Source organism: Paenimyroides aestuarii (genome assembly GCF_024628805.1).
Taxonomy (GTDB): domain Bacteria; phylum Bacteroidota; class Bacteroidia; order Flavobacteriales; family Flavobacteriaceae; genus Flavobacterium; species Flavobacterium aestuarii_A.
This window is the reverse complement of record NZ_CP102382.1, coordinates 2,337,959-2,358,653: the sequence shown is the minus strand read 5'-3', so window position 1 is coordinate 2,358,653 and position 20,695 is coordinate 2,337,959. Positions and strand designations below refer to the sequence as shown.

Annotated in this window: 18 protein-coding genes; 5 read left to right on the top strand and 13 right to left on the bottom strand. The window is 33.5% G+C overall.

Annotation, left to right across the window (positions count from 1 at the left end; genetic code table 11):
• The first annotated feature begins 179 nt into the window (after positions 1–179).
• Positions 180–1,295: an NAD(P)/FAD-dependent oxidoreductase gene (locus tag NPX36_RS11445; protein WP_257498842.1), complete on the top strand. Its 1,116-nt coding sequence runs from the start codon at positions 180–182 to the stop codon at positions 1,293–1,295.
• A gap of 64 nt (positions 1,296–1,359) precedes the next feature.
• Here NPX36_RS11445 and NPX36_RS11440 read toward each other — a convergent pair whose 3' ends face one another.
• The 3 genes from NPX36_RS11440 to NPX36_RS11430 form a co-directional block, all read right to left on the bottom strand.
• Positions 1,360–1,788 (bottom strand): hypothetical protein, encoded by a 429-nt coding sequence (locus NPX36_RS11440; RefSeq protein WP_257498841.1) that lies wholly within the window; start codon positions 1,786–1,788, stop codon positions 1,360–1,362.
• 108 nt (positions 1,789–1,896) lie between these two features.
• Positions 1,897–3,774: a membrane protein insertase YidC gene (gene yidC, locus NPX36_RS11435; RefSeq protein ID WP_257498840.1), complete on the bottom strand. Its 1,878-nt coding sequence runs from the start codon at positions 3,772–3,774 to the stop codon at positions 1,897–1,899.
• Positions 3,775–3,816: 42 nt separating this feature from the next.
• Positions 3,817–5,433, bottom strand: coding sequence for a CTP synthase (locus tag NPX36_RS11430; RefSeq protein ID WP_257498839.1), 1,617 nt, complete (start codon positions 5,431–5,433; stop codon positions 3,817–3,819).
• 186 nt (positions 5,434–5,619) lie between these two features.
• On the opposite strand from NPX36_RS11430, the gene NPX36_RS11425 reads away from it, so the two are divergent.
• On the top strand, positions 5,620–5,982 hold the full coding sequence (locus NPX36_RS11425; RefSeq protein ID WP_257498838.1) for a PadR family transcriptional regulator: 363 nt from the start codon (positions 5,620–5,622) through the stop codon (positions 5,980–5,982).
• A 2-nt stretch (positions 5,983–5,984) separates the two neighbouring features.
• Positions 5,985–6,404: a hypothetical protein gene (locus tag NPX36_RS11420; RefSeq protein ID WP_257498837.1), complete on the top strand. Its 420-nt coding sequence runs from the start codon at positions 5,985–5,987 to the stop codon at positions 6,402–6,404.
• A 1-nt stretch (position 6,405) separates the two neighbouring features.
• Here the strand turns inward: NPX36_RS11420 and NPX36_RS11415 are convergent, their stop codons facing one another.
• The 6 genes from NPX36_RS11415 to guaA all read right to left on the bottom strand — a co-directional run bounded on the left by NPX36_RS11415 (position 6,406) and on the right by guaA (position 12,219).
• Positions 6,406–6,639 (bottom strand): DUF3820 family protein, encoded by a 234-nt coding sequence (locus NPX36_RS11415; RefSeq protein ID WP_257498836.1) that lies wholly within the window; start codon positions 6,637–6,639, stop codon positions 6,406–6,408.
• A 46-nt stretch (positions 6,640–6,685) separates the two neighbouring features.
• On the bottom strand, positions 6,686–6,889 hold the full coding sequence (locus NPX36_RS11410) for a hypothetical protein (RefSeq protein ID WP_257498835.1): 204 nt from the start codon (positions 6,887–6,889) through the stop codon (positions 6,686–6,688).
• 70 nt (positions 6,890–6,959) lie between these two features.
• Entirely contained in the window at positions 6,960–7,364 is a 405-nt protein-coding gene (locus tag NPX36_RS11405) for an OsmC family protein (protein WP_257498834.1), read from the bottom strand.
• A complete protein-coding gene (locus tag NPX36_RS11400) occupies positions 7,364–9,244 on the bottom strand; it encodes a LysM peptidoglycan-binding domain-containing protein (protein WP_257498833.1) in 1,881 nt (626 codons plus the stop codon). The genes NPX36_RS11405 and NPX36_RS11400 overlap by 1 nt, the downstream gene beginning before the upstream one ends.
• An 82-nt stretch (positions 9,245–9,326) precedes the next feature.
• On the bottom strand, positions 9,327–10,208 hold the full coding sequence (gene rlmF / locus NPX36_RS11395; RefSeq protein ID WP_257498832.1) for a 23S rRNA (adenine(1618)-N(6))-methyltransferase RlmF: 882 nt from the start codon (positions 10,206–10,208) through the stop codon (positions 9,327–9,329).
• A 478-nt stretch (positions 10,209–10,686) separates the two neighbouring features.
• Positions 10,687–12,219, bottom strand: a complete 1,533-nt coding sequence (guaA, locus tag NPX36_RS11390) for a glutamine-hydrolyzing GMP synthase (RefSeq protein ID WP_257498831.1) — start codon at positions 12,217–12,219, stop codon at positions 10,687–10,689.
• Between the two features lie 144 nt (positions 12,220–12,363).
• On the opposite strand from guaA, the gene NPX36_RS11385 reads away from it, so the two are divergent.
• Complete coding sequence (locus tag NPX36_RS11385; RefSeq protein ID WP_257498830.1) at positions 12,364–13,122, top strand: copper resistance protein NlpE; 759 nt, start codon at positions 12,364–12,366, stop codon at positions 13,120–13,122.
• A 76-nt stretch (positions 13,123–13,198) separates the two neighbouring features.
• On the opposite strand, the gene NPX36_RS11380 is transcribed toward NPX36_RS11385, so the two are convergent.
• From NPX36_RS11380 to NPX36_RS11365, 4 genes are all read right to left on the bottom strand, one after another.
• Entirely contained in the window at positions 13,199–13,786 is a 588-nt protein-coding gene (locus NPX36_RS11380; RefSeq protein ID WP_257498829.1) for a hypothetical protein, read from the bottom strand.
• A gap of 30 nt (positions 13,787–13,816) precedes the next feature.
• A complete protein-coding gene (locus NPX36_RS11375) occupies positions 13,817–15,082 on the bottom strand; it encodes an aminotransferase class I/II-fold pyridoxal phosphate-dependent enzyme (RefSeq protein WP_257498828.1) in 1,266 nt (421 codons plus the stop codon).
• Positions 15,083–15,173: 91 nt separating this feature from the next.
• The gene (locus NPX36_RS11370; protein WP_257498827.1) at positions 15,174–15,974 is read right to left on the bottom strand and encodes a hypothetical protein; all 801 of its coding nucleotides are present in this window, start codon (positions 15,972–15,974) and stop codon (positions 15,174–15,176) included.
• An 89-nt stretch (positions 15,975–16,063) separates the two neighbouring features.
• On the bottom strand, positions 16,064–17,254 hold the full coding sequence (locus NPX36_RS11365; protein ID WP_257498826.1) for a pyridoxal phosphate-dependent aminotransferase: 1,191 nt from the start codon (positions 17,252–17,254) through the stop codon (positions 16,064–16,066).
• A gap of 147 nt (positions 17,255–17,401) precedes the next feature.
• Here NPX36_RS11365 and ccsA point away from each other — a divergent pair, with 147 nt between their 5' ends.
• Positions 17,402–20,563: a cytochrome c biogenesis protein CcsA gene (gene ccsA, locus NPX36_RS11360; RefSeq protein ID WP_257498825.1), complete on the top strand. Its 3,162-nt coding sequence runs from the start codon at positions 17,402–17,404 to the stop codon at positions 20,561–20,563.
• Positions 20,564–20,695: the final 132 nt, after the last annotated feature.

The following is a 20,695-nucleotide window of genomic DNA, read 5'->3' as shown; positions in this document are numbered from 1 at the left end:
ATTATTTTTTCAAAAATACGTTTTATGATTTTGTATTTGCAATTATTTTGCCAGAAATTATAATTTCACTTATCAAATTCAAGTTGCCACCACATTTATAAACTAAAAATCAAAAATTAAGTGTGTAAACTTGAAAATTAGTAAAAAAAGCGTGTATTTTTGAATTATATAATTATACTATGCATTTAAGTTTTTGGGAATTAGAAACATACTTTCGAAATATTGATTTTACTATTGTGGGAAGCGGAATTGTGGGTTTGAGTACCGCCTATCATTTGCGACAAAAACATCCTAAGGCAAAAATTGTCATCATTGAAAAAGGAATGCTTCCCGAGGGTGCAAGCACGAAAAATGCCGGGTTTGCTTGTTTTGGAACTTTGTCGGAAATACTTTGGTATCTGGAATCGAATGCTGAAGAAGATGTTTACAAGTTGGTGGAACGAAGAGTGAAAGGTTTGCAAAAATTGCGGTCATTAATTCCCGATGAGAAAATGGATTATCATCAATACGGCGGGTTTGAAATTTTTCGAGAAACCGATAAAGAGTTAATGGATAGAAGTTTAGAAAATTTGGATCGAATTAATTCTTGGTTGCATCCCATTTTTCAGGAGAATGTATTTCGAAAAGCTACTAAAAGCTTTGGTTTTAAAGATACAATTGGCATGATTGAAACCGATTTTGAAGGACATATTCACACCGGAAAAATGATGCAATCGTTTGTACAATTGGTTATTTCTAGTGGTATATCCATTTTAAATAATGTGGAAGTAAAATCAATAAACGATTTGAACACTGAAGTAGCAATTGAATTGGAAAATGGATTTCAGTTCACTTCAAAAAAAGTATTTTTGTGTACGAATGCATTTACCAAAAAATTATATGATTTGGACGTAGTTCCCGCTCGGGCACAAGTTTTAGTCACAAAACCAATTGAAAATTTACCATTCAAAGGTTGTTTTCATATGGACGAAGGCTTTTATTATTTTAGAAATGTTGGTAATCGCGTGCTATTCGGAGGTGGAAGAAATCTGGATTTGGAAGGTGAAACCACCACGGAATTTGCTACAACAACATTAATTCAAAATCAATTGGAAACTTACTTAAGAGAAATCATTCTTCCGAATCATACATTTGAAATCGATCATCGCTGGAGCGGAATTATGGGAATGGGCGAAAAACGAAATCCAATTGTGAAACAGCTTTCGGAAAATGTGTATTGTGGCGTTCGTTTAACTGGAACAGGCATTGCGATTGGCTCAATTGTAGGCGAAGAATTGGCGGATTTGTTGGATTAAATTTATAAAATACTGTAGTATATCTATCAGCACAAGCGTGACGCTTGCGCGAATTGGCATTAATTTAATTATCTAAAATTAGATAATCTTTTATAGTCCATAATTCATCAACTTTTTCAAGTGAGATATTTAAGAGCCTATTATCTGGCATCACTTCAAATTGAATCCTTACAACAATTGGATTATTCCAATTTAATGTAAAATCACCAAGTACTACATACTTCTTTAATTTTTTGACTTTATCTCTCTCAAAAATTAAAACTTTACATTTTTTACGTTTTAATATTAATTGGGAATTTTTTGTTAATAACTCATTAGCTAAGAAACAAAATCGCTTTTGATTATAAACGCTATCAAATGGTAAACTATTAATAGCTGTATTAAGAATTTTTTCTACTGTTTCTCTTCTTTCATTAGAGCTAAAGTTTTGTGCTATTATATTTTGACCTAACAATAAAATAAGTGATCCTAAAAATAATTTAATTTTTTTCATAGCAATTTCATATTAAAACTTTTTCTGATTGAAAATTATTTACGTGTATCTCTTTTAAAACAAAAAGCACCCTCTTTCAAGGATGCTTTAAATATAATCAAAAATAAATTATTTTTTCTTTTGAGCATTTTGCTGTTGCTGTGCTTGCTCCATCATTTCTTCCATTTTGCGTTGGAATTTAGATTTGGGCTTTTCTTTTGATTTATTGGTTTCGATAATTGCTTTTACTTTATCTTCTGTAACAATTTTATTTTTAATTACATACATAATTCCTATGGTAATTAAATTTGAAATAAAGTAGTACAACGACAAACCAGAAGCGTAATTGTTAAAGAAAAACAACATCATCACTGGTGAAATATAAATCATCACTTTCATGATTTTGCTCATATCCGGCATACCTTCTTGTTGCGGAGTCATGGCAGCCTGATCGCCTGTTGTCATTTTCATGTAAACAAACGTTGCCAAAGCAGCCAAAATTGGGAACAAACTAACGTGGTTTCCGTAAAATGGAATCGAGAACGGTAAAGTAAACACACTGTCATACGACGATAAATCGTCTGCCCAAAGGAATGCTTTTTGTCTTAAATCAAACGCCGATGGAAAGAAACTAAACAACGCATAGAAAACCGGCAACTGAATAAACATTGGAATACAACCTGCCATTGGGTTTACCCCTGCTTTGTTATAAAGCTTCATGGTTTCCTGCTGTTTCTTCATTGGGTCTTTCGCGTACTTTTCATTTAATTCGTTTACTTCTGGGCGAATTAATTTCATTTTTGCCTGCGAAACATACGATTTGTACTGAACCGGCGACATGATCAAACGAATCACGATTGTGAACAATACAATAGCAATTCCGTGAGGAATTAAATTCGTTAATACTGTAAAAATCGGAATAATGATTAATTTATTCAACCAGCCAAAAATTCCCCATCCTAATGGAACAATCTCGTCTAAATTTTTATCGTAATCGTTTAAGATGTTATAGTCAGTGGGACCCATATACAAATTCATGTTATACGAAAGTTCACCACCTTTATATTCTAATGGCATTACTGCCTGAAAATCTTTTAAGAAAGCAGCATTGCTATCTTCGTCTTTCACTAAATTTTCCTGACTTAATTTTGCTGTTTTGATAGGTGTTTCGGTTAATAAAACCGACGTAAACAAATGTTGTTTAAAAGCTACATAGGTTAAATCTTGTGCATCTTCAATAGTTGTTTTTGCAGGATTCAGATAATCGTCTTTTCCGTCTTCGTATTCATACACAATCTCTGCATAACGATTTTCGTAAGTGATCGATTTTTCGTTTCGGGTAGCTTTTAGCTGCCAAGTTAATTCTGCCGGATTTGCCGTATTAAGCACATTGTTTAAACCAACCGATTTTATACTTAAATCAAGCATATAATCGTTAGGTTTCAATACATAACGATACTCCAAATAAGCGGTTTCCGAAGTTTTTAACTTCATAGAAATCACTGTGTTTTCACCTTCTTTTGTTTGTGTAGGTTCAAACAACAAATCTTTCGTATTAAGAACACGGTTGTCTTTTGTGTTGAATTTTAAATTTAGTTTGGAATTATTATCTGTAATAATCTTAACTAAATCGGTATTTTGGCTCGAAATTCTCTTTTGATCGTTTACCGTTACTTCTTTAATATAACCGCCTTTACCGGAGAAAACAACTGTTAAAACCCCGTTGTTTACAGTAATGTCTTTTGCCCCAACAACTGTGGGTAATGCTGCGCCGTATGCAAACGACCCTAGTTCATTTTTAAGTTGCGCAGTAGCAACTGTGTCGTTTTGTGCATTTGCCGCTAATTGATCAATTGGCGTTTTGGCAGCAGTTTCGGTTGTGGTGGTTTCTTTCGTTTTATCGTCTTTTTTATCTGAAAACATGTTTCCAGATACCATCCAAATTAATAAAACAGTAATAATAGCCATGCCTATAAGGCTACTTTTGTCTAACTTTTTTTCTTCCATTATTGAAAAATTAATTACTCTTAAAAAGCGAATCTTTGTAGATTACGAATTAAGTTTTTTATCAACAGCAGCCTTCACAAACGCTGAAAACAACGGGTGTGGATTGGCTACTGTACTTTTATATTCAGGGTGATATTGTGCAGCTACGAAAAATGGATGGTTGGGCAATTCAATGATTTCCACCAAATTGGTTTCAGGGTTTACGCCCGAAAACACCATACCAGCTTTTTCAAATGCTTCGGTGTAATAATTATTAAACTCATAACGGTGACGGTGACGCTCGTTAATCATTGTATTTTGGTACATATCAAATGCTTTTGTACCTTCTTTTATTTGGCAATCCCAACCGCCCAAGCGCATGGTTCCACCTTTATCTGTAATTGTTTTTTGTTCTTCCATAAAGGTGATTACCGGATATGGTGTGTTGTCGTTCATTTCAGTTGAATTGGCATTTTCGTACCCCAAAACATTTCGTGCAAATTCAATAACAGCCATTTGCATTCCCAAACAAATACCCATAAACGGAATATTGTTTTCACGGGCAAAACGAACGGTTTCAATTTTACCTTCAATACCTCTTGATCCAAATCCAGGTGCTACTAAAATACCATCTAGATTCTTCATTTTATCGGCAACATTTTTAGTTGTTAAATATTCTGAATGAATACTCACCACGTTGACTTTAGTATAGTTAGATGCGCCTGCATGAACAAATGCTTCAAGTATAGATTTGTACGAATCTTGCAATTCTACATATTTACCCACCAAACCGATATTCACTGTGTGTTTTGGATTTTTTAATCGGTGTAAGAAATCGTTCCACTTGGTTAAATCAGGTAATCCTTTTTCAGGAAGATCTAATTTTTTTAAGGCAACAGTATCCAAACCTTCTTCTAACATATTATTTGGAACTTCGTAAATGGTTGATGCATCAATTGATTGAATCACCGATTCTTGCGAAACATTGCAAAACGCTGCTAATTTACGTTTGATATCTGAAGACAGTTCGTGTTCTGTTCTGCAAACCAAAATATCGGCTTTAATACCACTTTCCATTAATGTTTTCACCGAGTGCTGCGTAGGTTTGGTTTTCAACTCACCCGCTGCTGCCAAGTAAGGCACTAATGTTAAATGAACCACAATGGCGTTTTTATCGCCTAAATCCCACAATAACTGACGCACCGATTCAATATAAGGCAACGATTCAATATCGCCCACAGTTCCACCAATTTCAGTAATCACAATATCGTAATCGCCCGATTTTCCTAACAATTGCATGCGTTCTTTAATCTCATTAGTAATGTGAGGAACTACTTGCACGGTTTTGCCTAAAAATTCGCCACGACGCTCTTTTTCGATAACCGATAAATACACGCGACCTGTGGTAACATTATTCGCTTGTGAAGTAGGAACATTTAGGAAACGCTCGTAGTGTCCTAAATCTAAATCGGTTTCGGCACCATCATTGGTTACAAAACATTCGCCGTGTTCATAAGGATTTAGTGTTCCTGGATCAACGTTGATGTATGGATCAAACTTTTGAATAGTGGTTCTATATCCGCGCGCTTGTAATAATTTTGCTAGGGATGCTGCTATAATTCCTTTTCCAAGTGATGATGTTACACCGCCGGTTACGAAAATATATTTACATTGTTTCATTTGTATAATATGTTGTGTGTTGTGTTGTTTGCTATTAAACCGGGCAAAATTACAATTATAATTTGGGTTTTGAAAGTAGATTATTCACAATTTAAACATCAAATTTTAACATTTAAACCATTGCTTTTACAAATTAAATATTTACTTTTGGTATTATACTAATTGTTTAATACTAATTAAATAATAATGAATGATAAATTATTAAATGAATTATTAACTTCATGGGAAGAAACCTATAAAAAAGGTCAACTTACTCTTTGGATTTTTTTATCCTTAAAAGAAAAACCAAAATATGTTGATGAAATAAGACAATTTATTTCGGAAAAATCGAATGGAACTATGCAATGCGAAGAACAAAGTTTGTATAGAATTTTAAGAAAATTTGAACACATTGATATTTTAAAATACGAAACCCAAAAAGGTAATAAAGGTCCGGAAAGAAAATATTATCAATTAACCAATTTAGGAAACGAACTTTTTGAAAAATTTGTAACGCGAAACATTAATTTATTTTACAACGAAGAAATTAAAAATTTATTAAAAAATTAATTATGAAAACTATTACACCTTACTTAGTGAAATTTGCTTTAATAGCAGCTTTACTTACAATTGTTTTTAGATATTTTTTATCTTTTGGATTACAAAATAATAACTTAACTTTAGTTTTAGCATCTTCGATACTTTATGGTGCTGCTATGTTTTGCTCTGGTTGGTATTTTGGCTATAAAGATGGTGAATATTTACCAATTTTTGATGTTGGTTTTAGATTTCACTTGGCTACTTTTATTGTTCACAATTTAATTTCTGAAACTTGGTTTCTTTTAAAATTACAATCGAACAAAGAAAATATAAATACAGTACACTTAACATTACTTATTTGGCTGCTTTTTCTAATTATACATTATATATTGTATTTATATGTTAAAAGAAAAACCATTAAAGGCTTAGATAAAAACAATTTATTTGAATAAACTATGGCTTTGGATATTTGTTTTTAATATTTCGTATCAGAACTTCTAATCCGTTTAGTTTAATTTCATACATCATCGCCAATTGTTTACCCAATTTACCTGCCGGAAAACCTTTGTTTTTGTACCACACATAATAAGGCTCGGGTATATCAACTAAAAAATACCCTTTGAATTTTCCAAAGGGCATTTTTGCATGTGCTAAATCTAACAATTCTTTATTATTATTATTTTCCATTTAGTTATAAATGAACACATTGTGTTTTTTTAATTAAAGTGTTACATTAAACAATTGCTCTTAAATTATCTTCAATTAGAGCTCTTGCAAATAGGTATTTATCAGGATGCACTTTTTGCAAAATTGATAATCTGTGTAAATCTTCTTCGTCTAAATCTTCTATTGAATGATAATTTTTTTCTTCTTTTTGATCAATAATAATTTTAGTAAGATCATAAAGAATGATTTCTTTTTCTTCTTCTGATAGCATATTTTTTTAATTTAAGGTTTACCTAAATATACGCATTTTTATAAAACCTTACAATTACATGACCCAGAAATTAGTTCCAGTTAAAACTTATGCTTTTTTTAATATCGGGGTGCAAACTTAAAAAAACTGGGCAGGTCATTGCTGCACGCTCTAAAATAACTCGGTTTTTTTCATCGGAAACTCCTTTCATATTTAAAACCACTATTATTTCACTGATTTTTCTAGGCTCGGCTTGCATTATTTTTGTAACATCGGCTGTGGATCCTTCTATATGAACATTCATAGCATTTGCCTTAATACCCATAATACTAAACATACACGTTGCCAGTGAATTGGCAACCATATCTGTTGGTGAAAAAGCTTCGCCTTTGCCATGATTATCGGTTGGGGCATCGGTTATAATAACTGTACCCGATTGCAAATGGGTCGATTCGGTGCGTAATGTTCCTTTGTAAACAACTGTACTTGTAGGCATTATTGAGCTTCTTTTAGGGTTAAATCTTCATTGTATTGCAAAATGTAAACTGCATTGTTATAAACACCACCATTTTCATTCACGTATGCAAATTTGTTTTCAACTTGTTGCGATCCGTAATCAAAAATATTAGAATCTTCTTCAGATTCAAACATGCGGGTAATAACATCGTAAGTGACATCGTATCCACGAACGGCAAACCTGCTCGGATTTTTTCCATAAGCAGTTCGATAGGTATTTACAAACTTGCTTTTCTTGGAATTTTCGGCATCGTTTGTAATTGATGGAAAGGTATATTTTAAAGCAATTAGATCGTTAATGGCTACATCAGAAGAATCTAATACCTCTAACTTTTCAAGTGTTACCAACTGAATTATAAACTCTTTTTGCAATGTTTTCAGTGTGTTTAAAAGCTCTACCGTTGTGGTTAGCGAATTGGCATCATACACAATATAATTTGTTTGCTCGTTTGAGAGTAAATTTCTTAAAATCGTTGGACTTACTTTTTCATCTGTTAGCACATTTAACGAGGTAATTGTAGGATAATTCGTAGCAAAATAGTTGGCATTTGTATTCTTTCCGTCGGTAATGGCAATGATTCGCTCTTGTTTAGAAAGCAAATATTCAAGCATTTCTTTTTTTACCATATCGCTGTTTGGCATGGTGTGTACTTGGCGAGGATACGGTTTACCTTTGTCGGTAGAAAGTGGCGAAACCACAATAGTGTGCTGGTTTTTAAAAGCTTCGGAAACAGCATCAACATTTTTTTGAAAAAACGGGCCAATAATTACATCGGTTGCAGCAAAATCGAAATCATCTTTTAAAGTGCTTACATCAAGTGCTCGTTTCGTTTCTTTAGAATCTACAATTCGGATGTTTAAATTATAGTTTTTATCTTTTAGATGTTCAATTGCTAGCTTTGCACCCGAATAAAAATCTAAAGTCATGTTTAAAAACACGTCTTCTTTAATATTTTGATGTATCGATGGATTATTAAAATGATGTTTTACTGTATTAAAAGGCAACAACAAAACCAATTCTTTAGTTGAACCATCGTTTGGCAACGTTAAATCGATTCCTTTTTTTGTAGAAAAAACGCTGTTTTCAAAAGGAACTGTATTAGGAATTTTACTATTCGGGATGCTATTATCCGCTTCATAACCCACAATGAGTGTGGTTCCTTGTTTTAAACCATTGATAAGTTCGGGATTCCATTTCATTAATTGTTCTTGTGAAACATTGTAAGATTTCACGATACTGTAAATGGTCTGCTTGGGTTGAACAACAATGGTTTTTGCATTTCCACTTGTATAATTCACCGTATTTAAAACTGCATTCTGAGAAACAGGAATATTAATCGCCTGGCCAACTTTCAAACCATTTTCTAACAAGCCCGGATTTAATTCATACAAAACCGAGACCGTTGTGTTGTTTTTAACGGCAATTCCGTAAATAGTTTCGCCTTTTTCAACAATTACTGTTGTGCTGGCAACGTTTTTTAGCGATGATGCATTTGAATGAGCACCACTTAAATTTAAAGATTGCCCAATCTTTAAACCATTTTCCTTTAAACCAGGGTTTAAATCGTATAATTTTTCAATGGCAATATTGTATTGCTTTGAGATGCCATAAATGGTTTCTTTTGGTTGCACAGTATGCTGAACACCCGCTGTGGTTGGTATTTTTAATATTTGATTTTCACTGATGCCATCAACTGCTTCCGGATTCAATAAAAACAAAACATTTTTGGTGGTATTATATTTTTTTGCAATCTGTGTAACTGTTTCGCCCTTTGCAACAGTGTGTGTTGTAGTAGCTGTTTGTGCATACAAAGTTGTTGCACCAAACAAAACCGATAATGTTAATAATATTCTTTTCATAAAAACAAATATAAAAACAAATAGGCTGTTTTGCACCATCAAATATTTAATAATTTGACACCTTAATGTGCGATTTATTATTTCATGAAAAGCTCCAAGCTAAAATTCTGCTTCGTTTATTACCTTGCATCATGGGCACTATTTCAATGCGTTTTGCTTTTTGTTGAAGTTGATTTTGCAAGGGTTTCAAATGATTTTCATTGGATATTAAGCTGGTAAACCAACCAACTTGCGCTTTAAAAAAAGTACTCTCTTCTATATAATTTGTTACAAAAGATAACTCACCGCCTTTGCACCACAATTCATTGTTTTTACCCGAAAAATTATGAATCAGTTTGGGTGTTTTGCGTTTATCTAATCCTTTTAATTTACGAAGCGTTTGTGCTTCAGCTTCTTCTTTCGATTTAAAAAAAGGCGGATTGCACATCACAGCGTCAAAAAAATCATTTTTAGCGATGATTCCTGAAAGTATTTTTTTGCTATCAGACTGATGTCGTACGGCAATTTTTGAAGATAAATGTGGATTTTTATCAATAATTTTTTGAGCAATTTCTATTGATTTCGGTTCGATATCGCTTGCCACAAAATTCCAATCATAAACGGCATTTCCAATGAGCGGATACACCAAACTTGCACCGGTTCCAATGTCTAAAATAGTCGTTTTATAAGAGTTGTCAACCTTTAATAAATCGGCTAAATAATGAATATAATCTGCTCTACCCGGAATGGGCGGCACTAGATTTTGATGGGGAATTTCCCAAAAATGCAACTTATAAAAATGCAGTAACAACGCTTTGTTTAAAAAATATACTGCTTTTGGATTTGCAAATTGTAAGGTGTCAAACCCATCTCTGTTTTTTACAATAAACTGCTTTAATTCAGGAACTTTTGCGGTCAATTCCTCAAAATTATAAGATTGATTATGAAAACTTCGCGGATGCAATTTATTTTTTGAATGATTCATTTTTAATCAAGAATTAGTTCTGCTATTTATAACAGAGAATATCAAGTTAATTGTCGGAATTAAAATACTGCCTAATAAAGTAATAATAAGACTGATATTAAACCACATTAGATCAATAAAGCTGCTTTCAAAATTTAGAAAGTATATTAAAATCGAAAGAGAAATAACTATGAACAAAAAGTGTAATTTTATCAGCATTGGATAAAGTTTCAATTTTATCTTTTCAACAATTAAATACAATATTCCTTGAAGAAAAATGAAAATCGATATTAATATTGATAAATGTAAATTTGAAAGTACAATATACGTATCATGTACATTTATATCAATGGTAGCATCTAAATCAGTATCAAAAATCATTGATATTAAGAAATAAACTACTGCTGTTATTATAAAAAAATAAGATGTTTTGATTGACACTTGAACTAATTTTAATAAAAATAAACAAAAAACCGTTGCTTTCACAACGGTTTTAATATTATTCCCACTCAATCGTTGCTGGTGGTTTAGAGCTGATATCGTAAGCAACACGGTTGATACCTTTCACTTCATTAATGATTCGGTTTGAAACCAATTCCAAAAATTCGTAAGGCAATTTACTCCAAGTTGCGGTCATAAAATCAATGGTGTTTGCCGAACGAACAACTGCTGTATATTCGTATGTACGCTCATCGCCCATTACCCCAACCGATTTTACCGGTAGCAATACAACGAAAGCCTGTGAAACTTGATCGTATAAATCATGGTTGTATAATTCATCGATAAAAATTTGATCGGCTTCTTGCAAAATTCTCACTTTTTCGGCATCTACTTCACCTAAAACGCGGATTCCTAATCCTGGTCCTGGGAACGGATGACGGTAAACCAATTCACGCGGAATTCCTAATTCAACACCTACTTTACGCACTTCGTCTTTGAACAATTCGCGCAAAGGTTCTAACAATTGCAATTTCATGTGTTCTGGTAATCCGCCCACATTGTGATGTGATTTTATGGTTGCCGATGGCCCTTTTACAGACTGTGATTCAATAACATCAGGATAAATAGTTCCTTGTGCCAAGAATGATGCATCTCCAAATTTTTGAGATTCTTCATCGAAAACAGCCACAAAGTCGCGCCCTATTGATTTGCGTTTTGCCTCAGGTTCATCAATTCCTTTTAAATTGGTTAAGAAACGTTCCGAAGCATCAACCATTTTAATGTTCATGTGAAAATGCTTGCCGTAATTTTTCATTACTTTTTTACCTTCGTCTTTGCGCAACAAACCGGTATCAACAAAAATACACGTTAATTGATCGCCAATAGCACGGTGAATTAAAACAGCCGCCACCGACGAATCAACACCGCCCGAAAGACCCAAAATAACTTTTTTATCGCCAACCACTTCTTTAATTCGTTGAATTTCGGTTTCGATAAAATCTTTTAAAACCCAGTTTTTCTCTGCTTTACAAATATCAAAAACAAAGTTTTCTAACATTTTAGATCCAAATTCAGAATGGGTTACTTCGGGGTGAAACTGCACTGCATAAATACTTCTGGCTTCGTTTGCCAAAGCAGCAATTTCTATATTCGATTTTCCTGAAACAACGAAACCTTCTGGTGCTTTTTCCACTTCATCAAAATGGCTCATCCAAACGGTTGATTTATCAGGAATTCCGTTAAATAATCTATTAGCAGCTAATACGGTTAATTCAGATTTTCCATATTCGCCTTTTACACCTTTCTTCACTTCGCCACCCAAAAGATGCGAAATCAACTGCATTCCATAACAAATTCCCAAAACAGGAACTCCCATTTCAAACAATTCTTTTTCCACTAAAGCAGCCTCACTGCCAAAAACAGAAGAAGGACCGCCCGAGAGAATAATTCCTTTGGGATCGTGTTTTTTTATTTCGCTAATAGGTGCATTGTAGGGAATAATTTCAGTGTAAACTCCAAATTCTCGAATTCGGCGGGCAATTAACTGGTTGTATTGCGAACCAAAATCTAAAATAATAATACCTTGTGTCATTGTGCTGTTTGTGTTTGTGCAAAAATAACCTAAATCTTGCATTTTTAAAATATATTATGCGTTTTTTACCATTATTTTTTTGTTTTGATAAATAATGGAATTATTTTTGTTAAACTTACAAAAAGATAAAAAATTGTTTTGCTTATGAATTCTTTTAAGAATTTACTTCTTGCTGCGGCTTTTGTACCTGCTTTTTTTTCTTGCACAGAAAAAAAAGAAGAAAAAGTTTTTATTCAGCCGGATTTATTAGACACTATTTTTAGCAGTTCGTTTGAAGGCGTAATTCCTTGTCCGGATTGTCCTGGAATTGAATCATCTGTAAGAATTTATAGCGACAGCACCATTTCGCGAACGGTTTATTACCAAGACCGAAATGAATTGCCGATTACCAAAGTGGGCACTTGGAAACTAAACGATAGTATTTTTACTGCAACTTTTGACAGAGAAAAATTGTTTTTCAAGATTAAAGATTACAATAAAATTTTGCGTGTGGGTAGCGATTTAAAAGAAGTTACCGGCGAATTTGCAAATGATTACGTGTTGCACAAACGCAAAACCTTTAAGCCCGAAAATATTGAAGGTATTTATTGGGTGGGCGATACATTGAATCTATACAATAAATTGCAAATCAAACATTTGAAAAAGGAAAACTATAATTTGGTTTTTTCGCACTACAATAGATTGGATTCGTTGAGTAATTGCAAAACTTCATTTAAAGCTGTATTAGATAAAAATCTGCAATTAAACAGTAAGTTGAATGATAGTTTGGGCGATTTACGCATTGTTTTTACTCGGAAAGCTGCTCATGTTTTGTTTGAAAATGTTTCAAAAGATTCTTTGCGTTTTAAATGTAACGATACTATTCGTTTTGTTCCGTACAAAGGTTCTTATAAGAAAAGATAGTTGTTTTTTTTAGCAGAAAAACAACTATCTCATTGATAATCATAAAAAAAGCTGTTCAATTGAACAGCTTTTTTTATTAAAATCTATATCCTACACTAAAGTCACCTCTAAAAATACCAGACGCATTAGGGTTTTCGTCCATAAGGTTTCTACCGTAACCTGCTTTTATTTCGAAAACAAAACCAATAGTGTTTACCCATTTCCAACCTAAAGCAAAACCTGCTGCAACGTCAAAGTAATCATCTTTTCTTTCATAATAATAATAATTTCCATACGGATCTGTTGTATAATAATTATTAATGTAGTTATAAGTTCTTCCAGAATAGAAATCTGCAAAACCTTCTACAAACATCCCTTTTGCACCGTATTCTTGACTTTTATTGAAATAAAATCGGTAGTAAGGTGATATTGAGAAAAGCTGTTCTGTATAAGCTATATCTTCATTGCTTCCAAAGCCAATAAGCATATTTGCACCAAAACTTTGGTTTCTGTCAATAATTCTTTCGTAACCTAAATCGAATGAATTTCCAGATAACAATCTTATTGTACCTATGCGCAATTCATTTTTTTTGTTGAAAACCATATCCGATGATTCGGGATAAGTGGTTTGTGCGTTTCCAATAATGCCTGTAAGCAGGGAAAACATTAGTGCAACTTTTTTCATAATTTATAGTGTTATTTTTTTAAGAATTAATTACTGCGCTTCCATATCAACCGTAGTTTCTGCAGCGATTTTTTTGTAAGTTCCATCGATTAATTTTCCTCGTATAGCTTCAAAAGCAGCCAATGTTTGGTCGATATCTTCGTAGGTATGTGATGCGGTTGGAATTACACGCAATAAGATGATTCCTTTTGGAATAACCGGATATACCACAATTGATAAAAAGATGCCATAATTTTCACGCAAATCGTTTACCATAATCATTGCTTCAGGTATAGATCCTTCTAAATAAACAGGTGTCACGCAGGTGTTGGTATCACCGATATTGAAACCGCGGTCTTTTAAACCATTTTGTAGGCGGTTTACGTTGTCCCACAATGTATCTTTTAAGCTAGGGTTTTCTCTCAACAACTGTAAGCGTTTCAATGCACCTTTAACCAAAATCATTGGTAGTGCTTTAGCAAACATTTGCGAACGTAAATTGTATTTTAAATAATCGATAATATCTTGATCGGCAGCAATAAATGCACCAATTGAAGCCATAGATTTTGCAAAAGTAGAGAAATACACATCAATGCCATCTTGACAATTTTGCTCCTCTCCTGCTCCTGCTCCTGTTTTTCCTAAAGTTCCAAAACCGTGTGCATCATCAACCAACAAACGGAAATTGTATTTTTCTTTTAAAGCAACAATTTCTTTTAGTTTTCCTTGCTGACCACGCATACCAAAAACACCTTCGGTAATCACCAAAATACCTCCGTTTTGTTCGGCAGCCATTTTAGTAGCACGTTGCAAGTTTTTTTCTAAAGACTCCACATCGTTGTGTTTGTAAGTGAAACGTTTACCCATGTGCAAACGTACCCCATCGATAATACACGCATGTGAATCTACATCATAAACAATTACATCGTTTTTAGTAACCAATGCATCGATGGTAGAAACCATTCCTTGGTATCCAAAATTTAATAAATAAGCGGCTTCTTTATGTACAAAAGCGGCTAATTCATCTTGTAATTTTTCGTGCCAATCTGTATGCCCAGACATCATGCGAGCTCCCATTGGGTATGCTGCGCCAAATTCTGCTGCTGCATCGGCATCAGCTTTCATAACTTCAGGGTGCGTAGCCAAACCTAAATAGTCGTTTATAGACCAGTTTAAAACTTCTTTCCCTTGAAACTGCATTCTTGGTCCTAACTTTCCTTCTAATTTAGGAAATACAAAATAACCTTCTGCTTGTGAAGCCCATTTTCCTAATGGACCTTTATTATCGTGAATTCTTTCAAATAAATCTTTAACCATTTTTATTTGTTTTTTTAACCGTGCAAATGTAGTGATTTTTTTAATGTAAAATATTTTATTTATTAACGTTTTGAAAATGATTGCTTTAACACTACTTAAATTTTAAATAGTGAATGATTGTAATTGCAATCACTGCATAACTGTATAATAAAATAAATAAGATGATACATGCTGTTTTACGTTCTTTAGTTGATGCGCTTCGCATATGCTTTTTGAGTTTTCTATAATTAAAAATTGTATAAATTGAGAGCGTAATGGCTAATAAATATGCAAGCACCAACGCAATTTGAAATCCAATAGAATGCCTTAATGCAAAGGCGTCGTTGCCTTTAAACATTTTCATTTTATCTTTGAGTGGATGCTGGTACAAGTTGACCGCTTTTTTATCGATGAGTTTATTTAAACTTCTTTCGTGGATGTATTCTAATTCTTTTTCAATAATCTGCTTACTAAAAAAAGGTTCTACCCCCACTATGGCATAGTGTTTAATTTTTTCATTTTTGATTTGATCAGCACCTTTTTCATCGACATAATGAATTGCAACTGGTGTATAAATCATTTCTAGGAAATTAAGCGGCGTGGATACCTTTCTGGTTTCTTCTTTATGAATAGACAACACTTCTAGTTTGTTCCACTTTGGATGCGAAATTTTAAATTCTAACGACCTGAAATAGGGTGAAAAGGTGTAGCAAACGGCCGCAATTACTGTAAAAGTGCAAAATAAATTCACGAATTGTTTGTCGGATCTTTTTCGTGTACCAAAAAAAGCACGGTCTATAATTACAATTATAAAACTGATTACAAAACCGTAAATAAACAGGCGCACACTGTTTAACAATACCCATGTTGAAAACAGCAACCAAAGAATAACTTTAAACGGATTGTATTTCATTGTTGAATTATAATTTATCAAATATAAAAAAAAGCAGACAGAAATAATAAACCCTCAAAAAGTTTAACTTCATGAGGGTTTTCAATTTTTTAAGCATTATAAACTTTTAATGCTTCTTTAATAATATCGGCCGATTTAATTAAGTCTTCTTTATTAAGAACATACGCCAATCGCACTTCGTTTAAACCAACACCAGGTGTTGAATAAAAACCTGCAGCTGGAGCAACCATCACAGTTTCACCGTTCAAATCATAAGATTCTAATAGCCATTTTGCAAAATCTTCTGCATTTGCAACCGGCAATTTTGCGATACAATAAAAAGCACCTTTTGGCATGGAAACCTGAACGCCATCAATAGCATTTAGTGCGTTTACCAAGGTATCTCTTCTGTCTTTGTATTCTGTAATTACGTTATCAAAATACGATTGTGGCGTATCTAAAGCTGCTTCTGAAGCAATTTGGGCATAAGTTGGTGGCGATAAACGCGCTTGTGCAAATTTCATAGCCGTTGCCATTAATTCTTTATTTTTTGAAACAATGCAACCAATACGGGCACCACACATACTGAAGCGTTTAGAAACAGAATCAATCATGATAGCGTTTTGAGCGATACTTTCTTCGTTCATTACAGAAAAATGCTCGAACCCATCATATGCAAACTCGCGATAAACTTCATCGGCAATTAAAAACAAATCGTGTTTTTTAACCAATGCTGCCAATTGCTGAATTTCCTCTTTGCTGTACATATACCCCGTAGGGTTTCCTGGATTACAAATTAAAATTGCTTTGGTTTTTGAAGTGATTAGTTTTTCAAAATCTGCAATTGGTGGCAATGCAAAACCTGTTTCAATGCCCGACATTACTGGAACTACTTTCACACCGTTTTGGGTTGAAAATCCATTATAATTTGCATAGAAAGGTTCTGGAATAATGATTTCGTCTCCCTCGTCCATTGTAGATCCCATTGCAAAAATCAATGCTTCTGAGCCTCCCGTGGTAATAATGATGTCTTCTTTATCAATAGGCAGTCCTTGCTTTTGATAATAGGCAGCCAACTTTTCTCTATATGAATCAAAACCTGCAGAATGACTATACTCTAGCACAGAGATATCGGCATTTTTAACAGCGTTCAAGGCAACCTCTGGTGTTTTAATATCGGGTTGACCAATGTTTAAGTGATACACTTTATTTCCTTTTTTCTTTGCTGTTTCAGCAAAAGGCACCAATTTTCTTATTGGCGATTCTGGCATTTGCAAGCCTTTATGTGAAATTCTAGGCATGATGTTTAGTTTATTTGATTTGCAAATTTAGTTTTTTATATCAAACAAAACACCTCTTTTTTTATTTGTTTAAATTTAGTTAAAATAAAGGCTAACCTATATAATTTAAGTATTTTTGTGAAATTTCAAAGTACACAACAACATACTATGAGCAAAATTATCTCCTTTTTGTCATCTACCCGGTTAATGGCCGTTCTTTTCCTTGTTTTTGCAGCTGTAATGGGAATTGCAACTTTTATAGAAAATGAATACAATACAGACACTGCCCGGATTTTAGTTTACAACACCAAATGGTTTGAAGCCATTATGCTGATTTTTGTTTTTAACTTTATTGGAAATATTAAAAGATACAATTTATTCAGCAAGGCTAAATGGGACACTTTAATTCTGCATTTGGCTTTTATTTTAATCTTAATCGGAGCTTTTGTAACACGCTATATTAGCTTTGAAGGAATGATGCCGATTCGAGAGGGCGAAACAGAAAATCAATTTTATTCCGACAAAACTTTTGTGTCTATTTGGGTTGATGGTGATTATCAAGGTGAACCTAAACGTAAGAAAATTGAGCAGCAACGCTATTTCTCTGCAGCACTTAATCAAGACAATTTCATTAGCAATTTTGCTTCAAATGATTTTAAAATCAAGGATAAATTTGATCAAACACCTTTTGAAGTAGAATTCAAAGACTTTATAATGGGTGCCGAAGAAACAATTGTAGCAGATAAAAACGGAAAAAGTTTTCTGAAATTAGTAGAATCCAGCCATGGAGAACGCCATGAACATTTTATTGAAGAAGGAACCCAACAAGATATCCACGGTATGCTGTACACTTACAACAAAAAGGTAGAAGGCGCCGTAAATTTCTTTACAAACGAAAGCGGTGAAATGCAAATTAACACACCATTTTCCGGTTCTTACCGTATCATGGCCACACAAGTTACTGGCGAAGTTACCGCAAACACTACCGCTCCGTTAAACTATCGTTCCCTGTATGAATTAGGTGGTTTGGTACAGTTTGTAATGGATCGGCCAATAAATGGAAAGCGTGTTTTGAAATCGAACGGAGATTATAAGGCAAAAGGCACAACCGATGCTTTAGTTTTAAACGTACGTTCACAAGGACAAGAAAAAGAGGTTACTTTAATGGGATCGAAAGGACAAATGGGCGTTCCGCAATCTTTTAAATTAGGTGATTTAGAATTCACTTTATTTTATGGATCAAAAGTTTACACCACTCCTTTTCAAGTAAAATTGAACGATTTTATTGCTGAAAAATATCCAGGAACCGAAAAGAATTATTCTTCGTTTGAAAGCCAAGTAACGATTATCGATCCAGAAAAAACATTTGATTACCGCATTTATATGAACCATGTTTTAGACCACAAAGGCTATCGTTTCTTTCAAGCTTCTTACGATCCAGACGAAAAAGGAACACATTTATCTGTAAACCACGATTTCTGGGGAACTTGGATTACCTATATTGGTTACACCTTACTATATATTGCCATGTTGTGTATTTTATTCAACAAAAACACCCGTTTTAACGACCTAAAAAAGAAATTAGACAAAGTTCGCAGTAAAAAAGCTGCACTAACCATTTTATTGCTCTTTTTTGGATTTATTGCAAACGCACAACACGCACACAATAAACCTACTGCAAAACAGATTGATTCGTTATTGGTTAAAACAACCGTTTCACAAGAACATGCCGATTTGTTTGGAACTATTATCATTCAGGATGCAGGCGGACGTATGAAACCCATTAACACCTTTTCATCTGAATTGCTCCGAAAAGTAAGCAAAAGCGATCATTTCCGAGGTATGGATTCGGATCAAGTAATGCTTTCTATCACCCAATTTCCGCAGTTGTGGTACCATGTACCCATTATTAATCTTAAAAAAGGAAACGACAGTATCCGCTCGGTAATTGGAATTCCAGCCGATGCAAAATTTGCAACATTAGCCGATTTTTTTGACGACAAAGGAAACTATAAATTAGATAAATATTTAGATGAAGCCCAAAGAGCCGCTGTAAAAGATCAGTTTCAAAAAGATTACATCACTGCCAACGAAAAAGTAAATCTTTTATATTCGGCAATTAGCGGACAAATCATGAAAATATTTCCAATTCCCGGACACGAAAACAACAAATGGGTTTCGTATTTAGAATTGAACGAATCGGGCATGAAAGGTATGGATTCTATCTATACTAAAAACATATTGCCCATGTACACCACCTCGCTTTTAAAATCAATTGAAACAAAAGATTTTAAACCGTCTAATGAGTTGCTGACATCAATCATCAACTATCAAAAAAAATACGGCAGCGAAGTGATGCCAAGCGAACAAAAAATTAAAACTGAAATTTTATATAATAAATACGACATCTTTAAAAAGTTGTTCTCTTATTATATGTATGTTTCAGCGTTAATGTTCATTATCTTAATCGTTCGTATATTTAAAGAAAATAAAATTTTAGCCGTTTTAACAAAAATATCTACCATTTTAATTATTGCTTTATTTGCATTACACACCTTTGGCTTAATTGCCCGTTGGTATGTTTCAGGGCATGCACCATGGTCTGATGCCTATGAATCGATGATTTTTGTGGGATGGGCTACGGTTTTATTTGGATTACTCTTTGGACGAAAATCCGAATTAACCATTGCTTCCACTGCCTTTGTTGCCAGCATGATTTTAATGATTGCACATTGGAATTGGATGGATCCTGCAATTGGAAACCTTCAACCAGTGCTTGATTCTTATTGGTTAATGATTCACGTTGCCGTAATTGTTGGTAGTTATGGACCTTTTACGCTAGGAATGATTTTAGGCGTTGTAGCATTGCTTTTAATGGTTTTCACCACGAAAAACAATAAAGCCAAAATGGAATTAAACCTAAAAGAAATCACTTATATCAATGAAATGGCATTAACAGTTGGTTTGGTGATGCTAACAATAGGAAACTTTTTAGGCGGACAATGGGCAAATGAAAGTTGGGGACGCTATTGGGGCTGGGATCCTAAAGAAACATGGGCATTGATATCAATTATGGTTTATGCGTTTGTGATTCACATGCGCTTTGTTCCGGCATTGCGCGGTTTATGGATTTACAACCTTATATCTGTTTTAGCATTTTACAGTATTTTAATGACCTATTTTGGAGTAAATTTCTACTTATCAGGCTTACACTCTTATGCAAAAGGCGATCAAGTAGTAACACCAATGTTTATTTGGATTTCGGTAGCATCAGTAGCGATACTGGCCTCTATTGCATACTTAAATTACAGAAAATTTTATAAGAAATAAACTAGAAAAGCTTTCCTTTGGAAGGCTTTTTTTGTAAATTTATAAACCTAAATATCCTTTAAACTATGAAAATTTTAGTATGTGCAGCCGCTTTTTTAGCATTGAGTTGCAATGATAAACAAAAACCAACCC

What these genes read in the sequence shown, in the direction of transcription:
- NPX36_RS11445 (WP_257498842.1), top strand. Translation starts at nt 180, where the DNA reads ATGCATTTAAGTTTTTGGGAATTAGAAACATACTTTCGAAATATTGAT.
- NPX36_RS11440 (WP_257498841.1), bottom strand. Translation starts at nt 1,788, where the DNA reads ATGAAAAAAATTAAATTATTTTTAGGATCACTTATTTTATTGTTAGGT.
- yidC (WP_257498840.1), bottom strand. Translation starts at nt 3,774, where the DNA reads ATGGAAGAAAAAAAGTTAGACAAAAGTAGCCTTATAGGCATGGCTATT.
- NPX36_RS11430 (WP_257498839.1), bottom strand. Translation starts at nt 5,433, where the DNA reads ATGAAACAATGTAAATATATTTTCGTAACCGGCGGTGTAACATCATCA.
- NPX36_RS11425 (WP_257498838.1), top strand. Translation starts at nt 5,620, where the DNA reads ATGAATGATAAATTATTAAATGAATTATTAACTTCATGGGAAGAAACC.
- NPX36_RS11420 (WP_257498837.1), top strand. Translation starts at nt 5,985, where the DNA reads ATGAAAACTATTACACCTTACTTAGTGAAATTTGCTTTAATAGCAGCT.
- NPX36_RS11415 (WP_257498836.1), bottom strand. Translation starts at nt 6,639, where the DNA reads ATGGAAAATAATAATAATAAAGAATTGTTAGATTTAGCACATGCAAAA.
- NPX36_RS11410 (WP_257498835.1), bottom strand. Translation starts at nt 6,889, where the DNA reads ATGCTATCAGAAGAAGAAAAAGAAATCATTCTTTATGATCTTACTAAA.
- NPX36_RS11405 (WP_257498834.1), bottom strand. Translation starts at nt 7,364, where the DNA reads ATGCCTACAAGTACAGTTGTTTACAAAGGAACATTACGCACCGAATCG.
- NPX36_RS11400 (WP_257498833.1), bottom strand. Translation starts at nt 9,244, where the DNA reads ATGAAAAGAATATTATTAACATTATCGGTTTTGTTTGGTGCAACAACT.
- rlmF (WP_257498832.1), bottom strand. Translation starts at nt 10,208, where the DNA reads ATGAATCATTCAAAAAATAAATTGCATCCGCGAAGTTTTCATAATCAA.
- guaA (WP_257498831.1), bottom strand. Translation starts at nt 12,219, where the DNA reads ATGACACAAGGTATTATTATTTTAGATTTTGGTTCGCAATACAACCAG.
- NPX36_RS11385 (WP_257498830.1), top strand. Translation starts at nt 12,364, where the DNA reads ATGAATTCTTTTAAGAATTTACTTCTTGCTGCGGCTTTTGTACCTGCT.
- NPX36_RS11380 (WP_257498829.1), bottom strand. Translation starts at nt 13,786, where the DNA reads ATGAAAAAAGTTGCACTAATGTTTTCCCTGCTTACAGGCATTATTGGA.
- NPX36_RS11375 (WP_257498828.1), bottom strand. Translation starts at nt 15,082, where the DNA reads ATGGTTAAAGATTTATTTGAAAGAATTCACGATAATAAAGGTCCATTA.
- NPX36_RS11370 (WP_257498827.1), bottom strand. Translation starts at nt 15,974, where the DNA reads ATGAAATACAATCCGTTTAAAGTTATTCTTTGGTTGCTGTTTTCAACA.
- NPX36_RS11365 (WP_257498826.1), bottom strand. Translation starts at nt 17,254, where the DNA reads ATGCCTAGAATTTCACATAAAGGCTTGCAAATGCCAGAATCGCCAATA.
- ccsA (WP_257498825.1), top strand. Translation starts at nt 17,402, where the DNA reads ATGAGCAAAATTATCTCCTTTTTGTCATCTACCCGGTTAATGGCCGTT.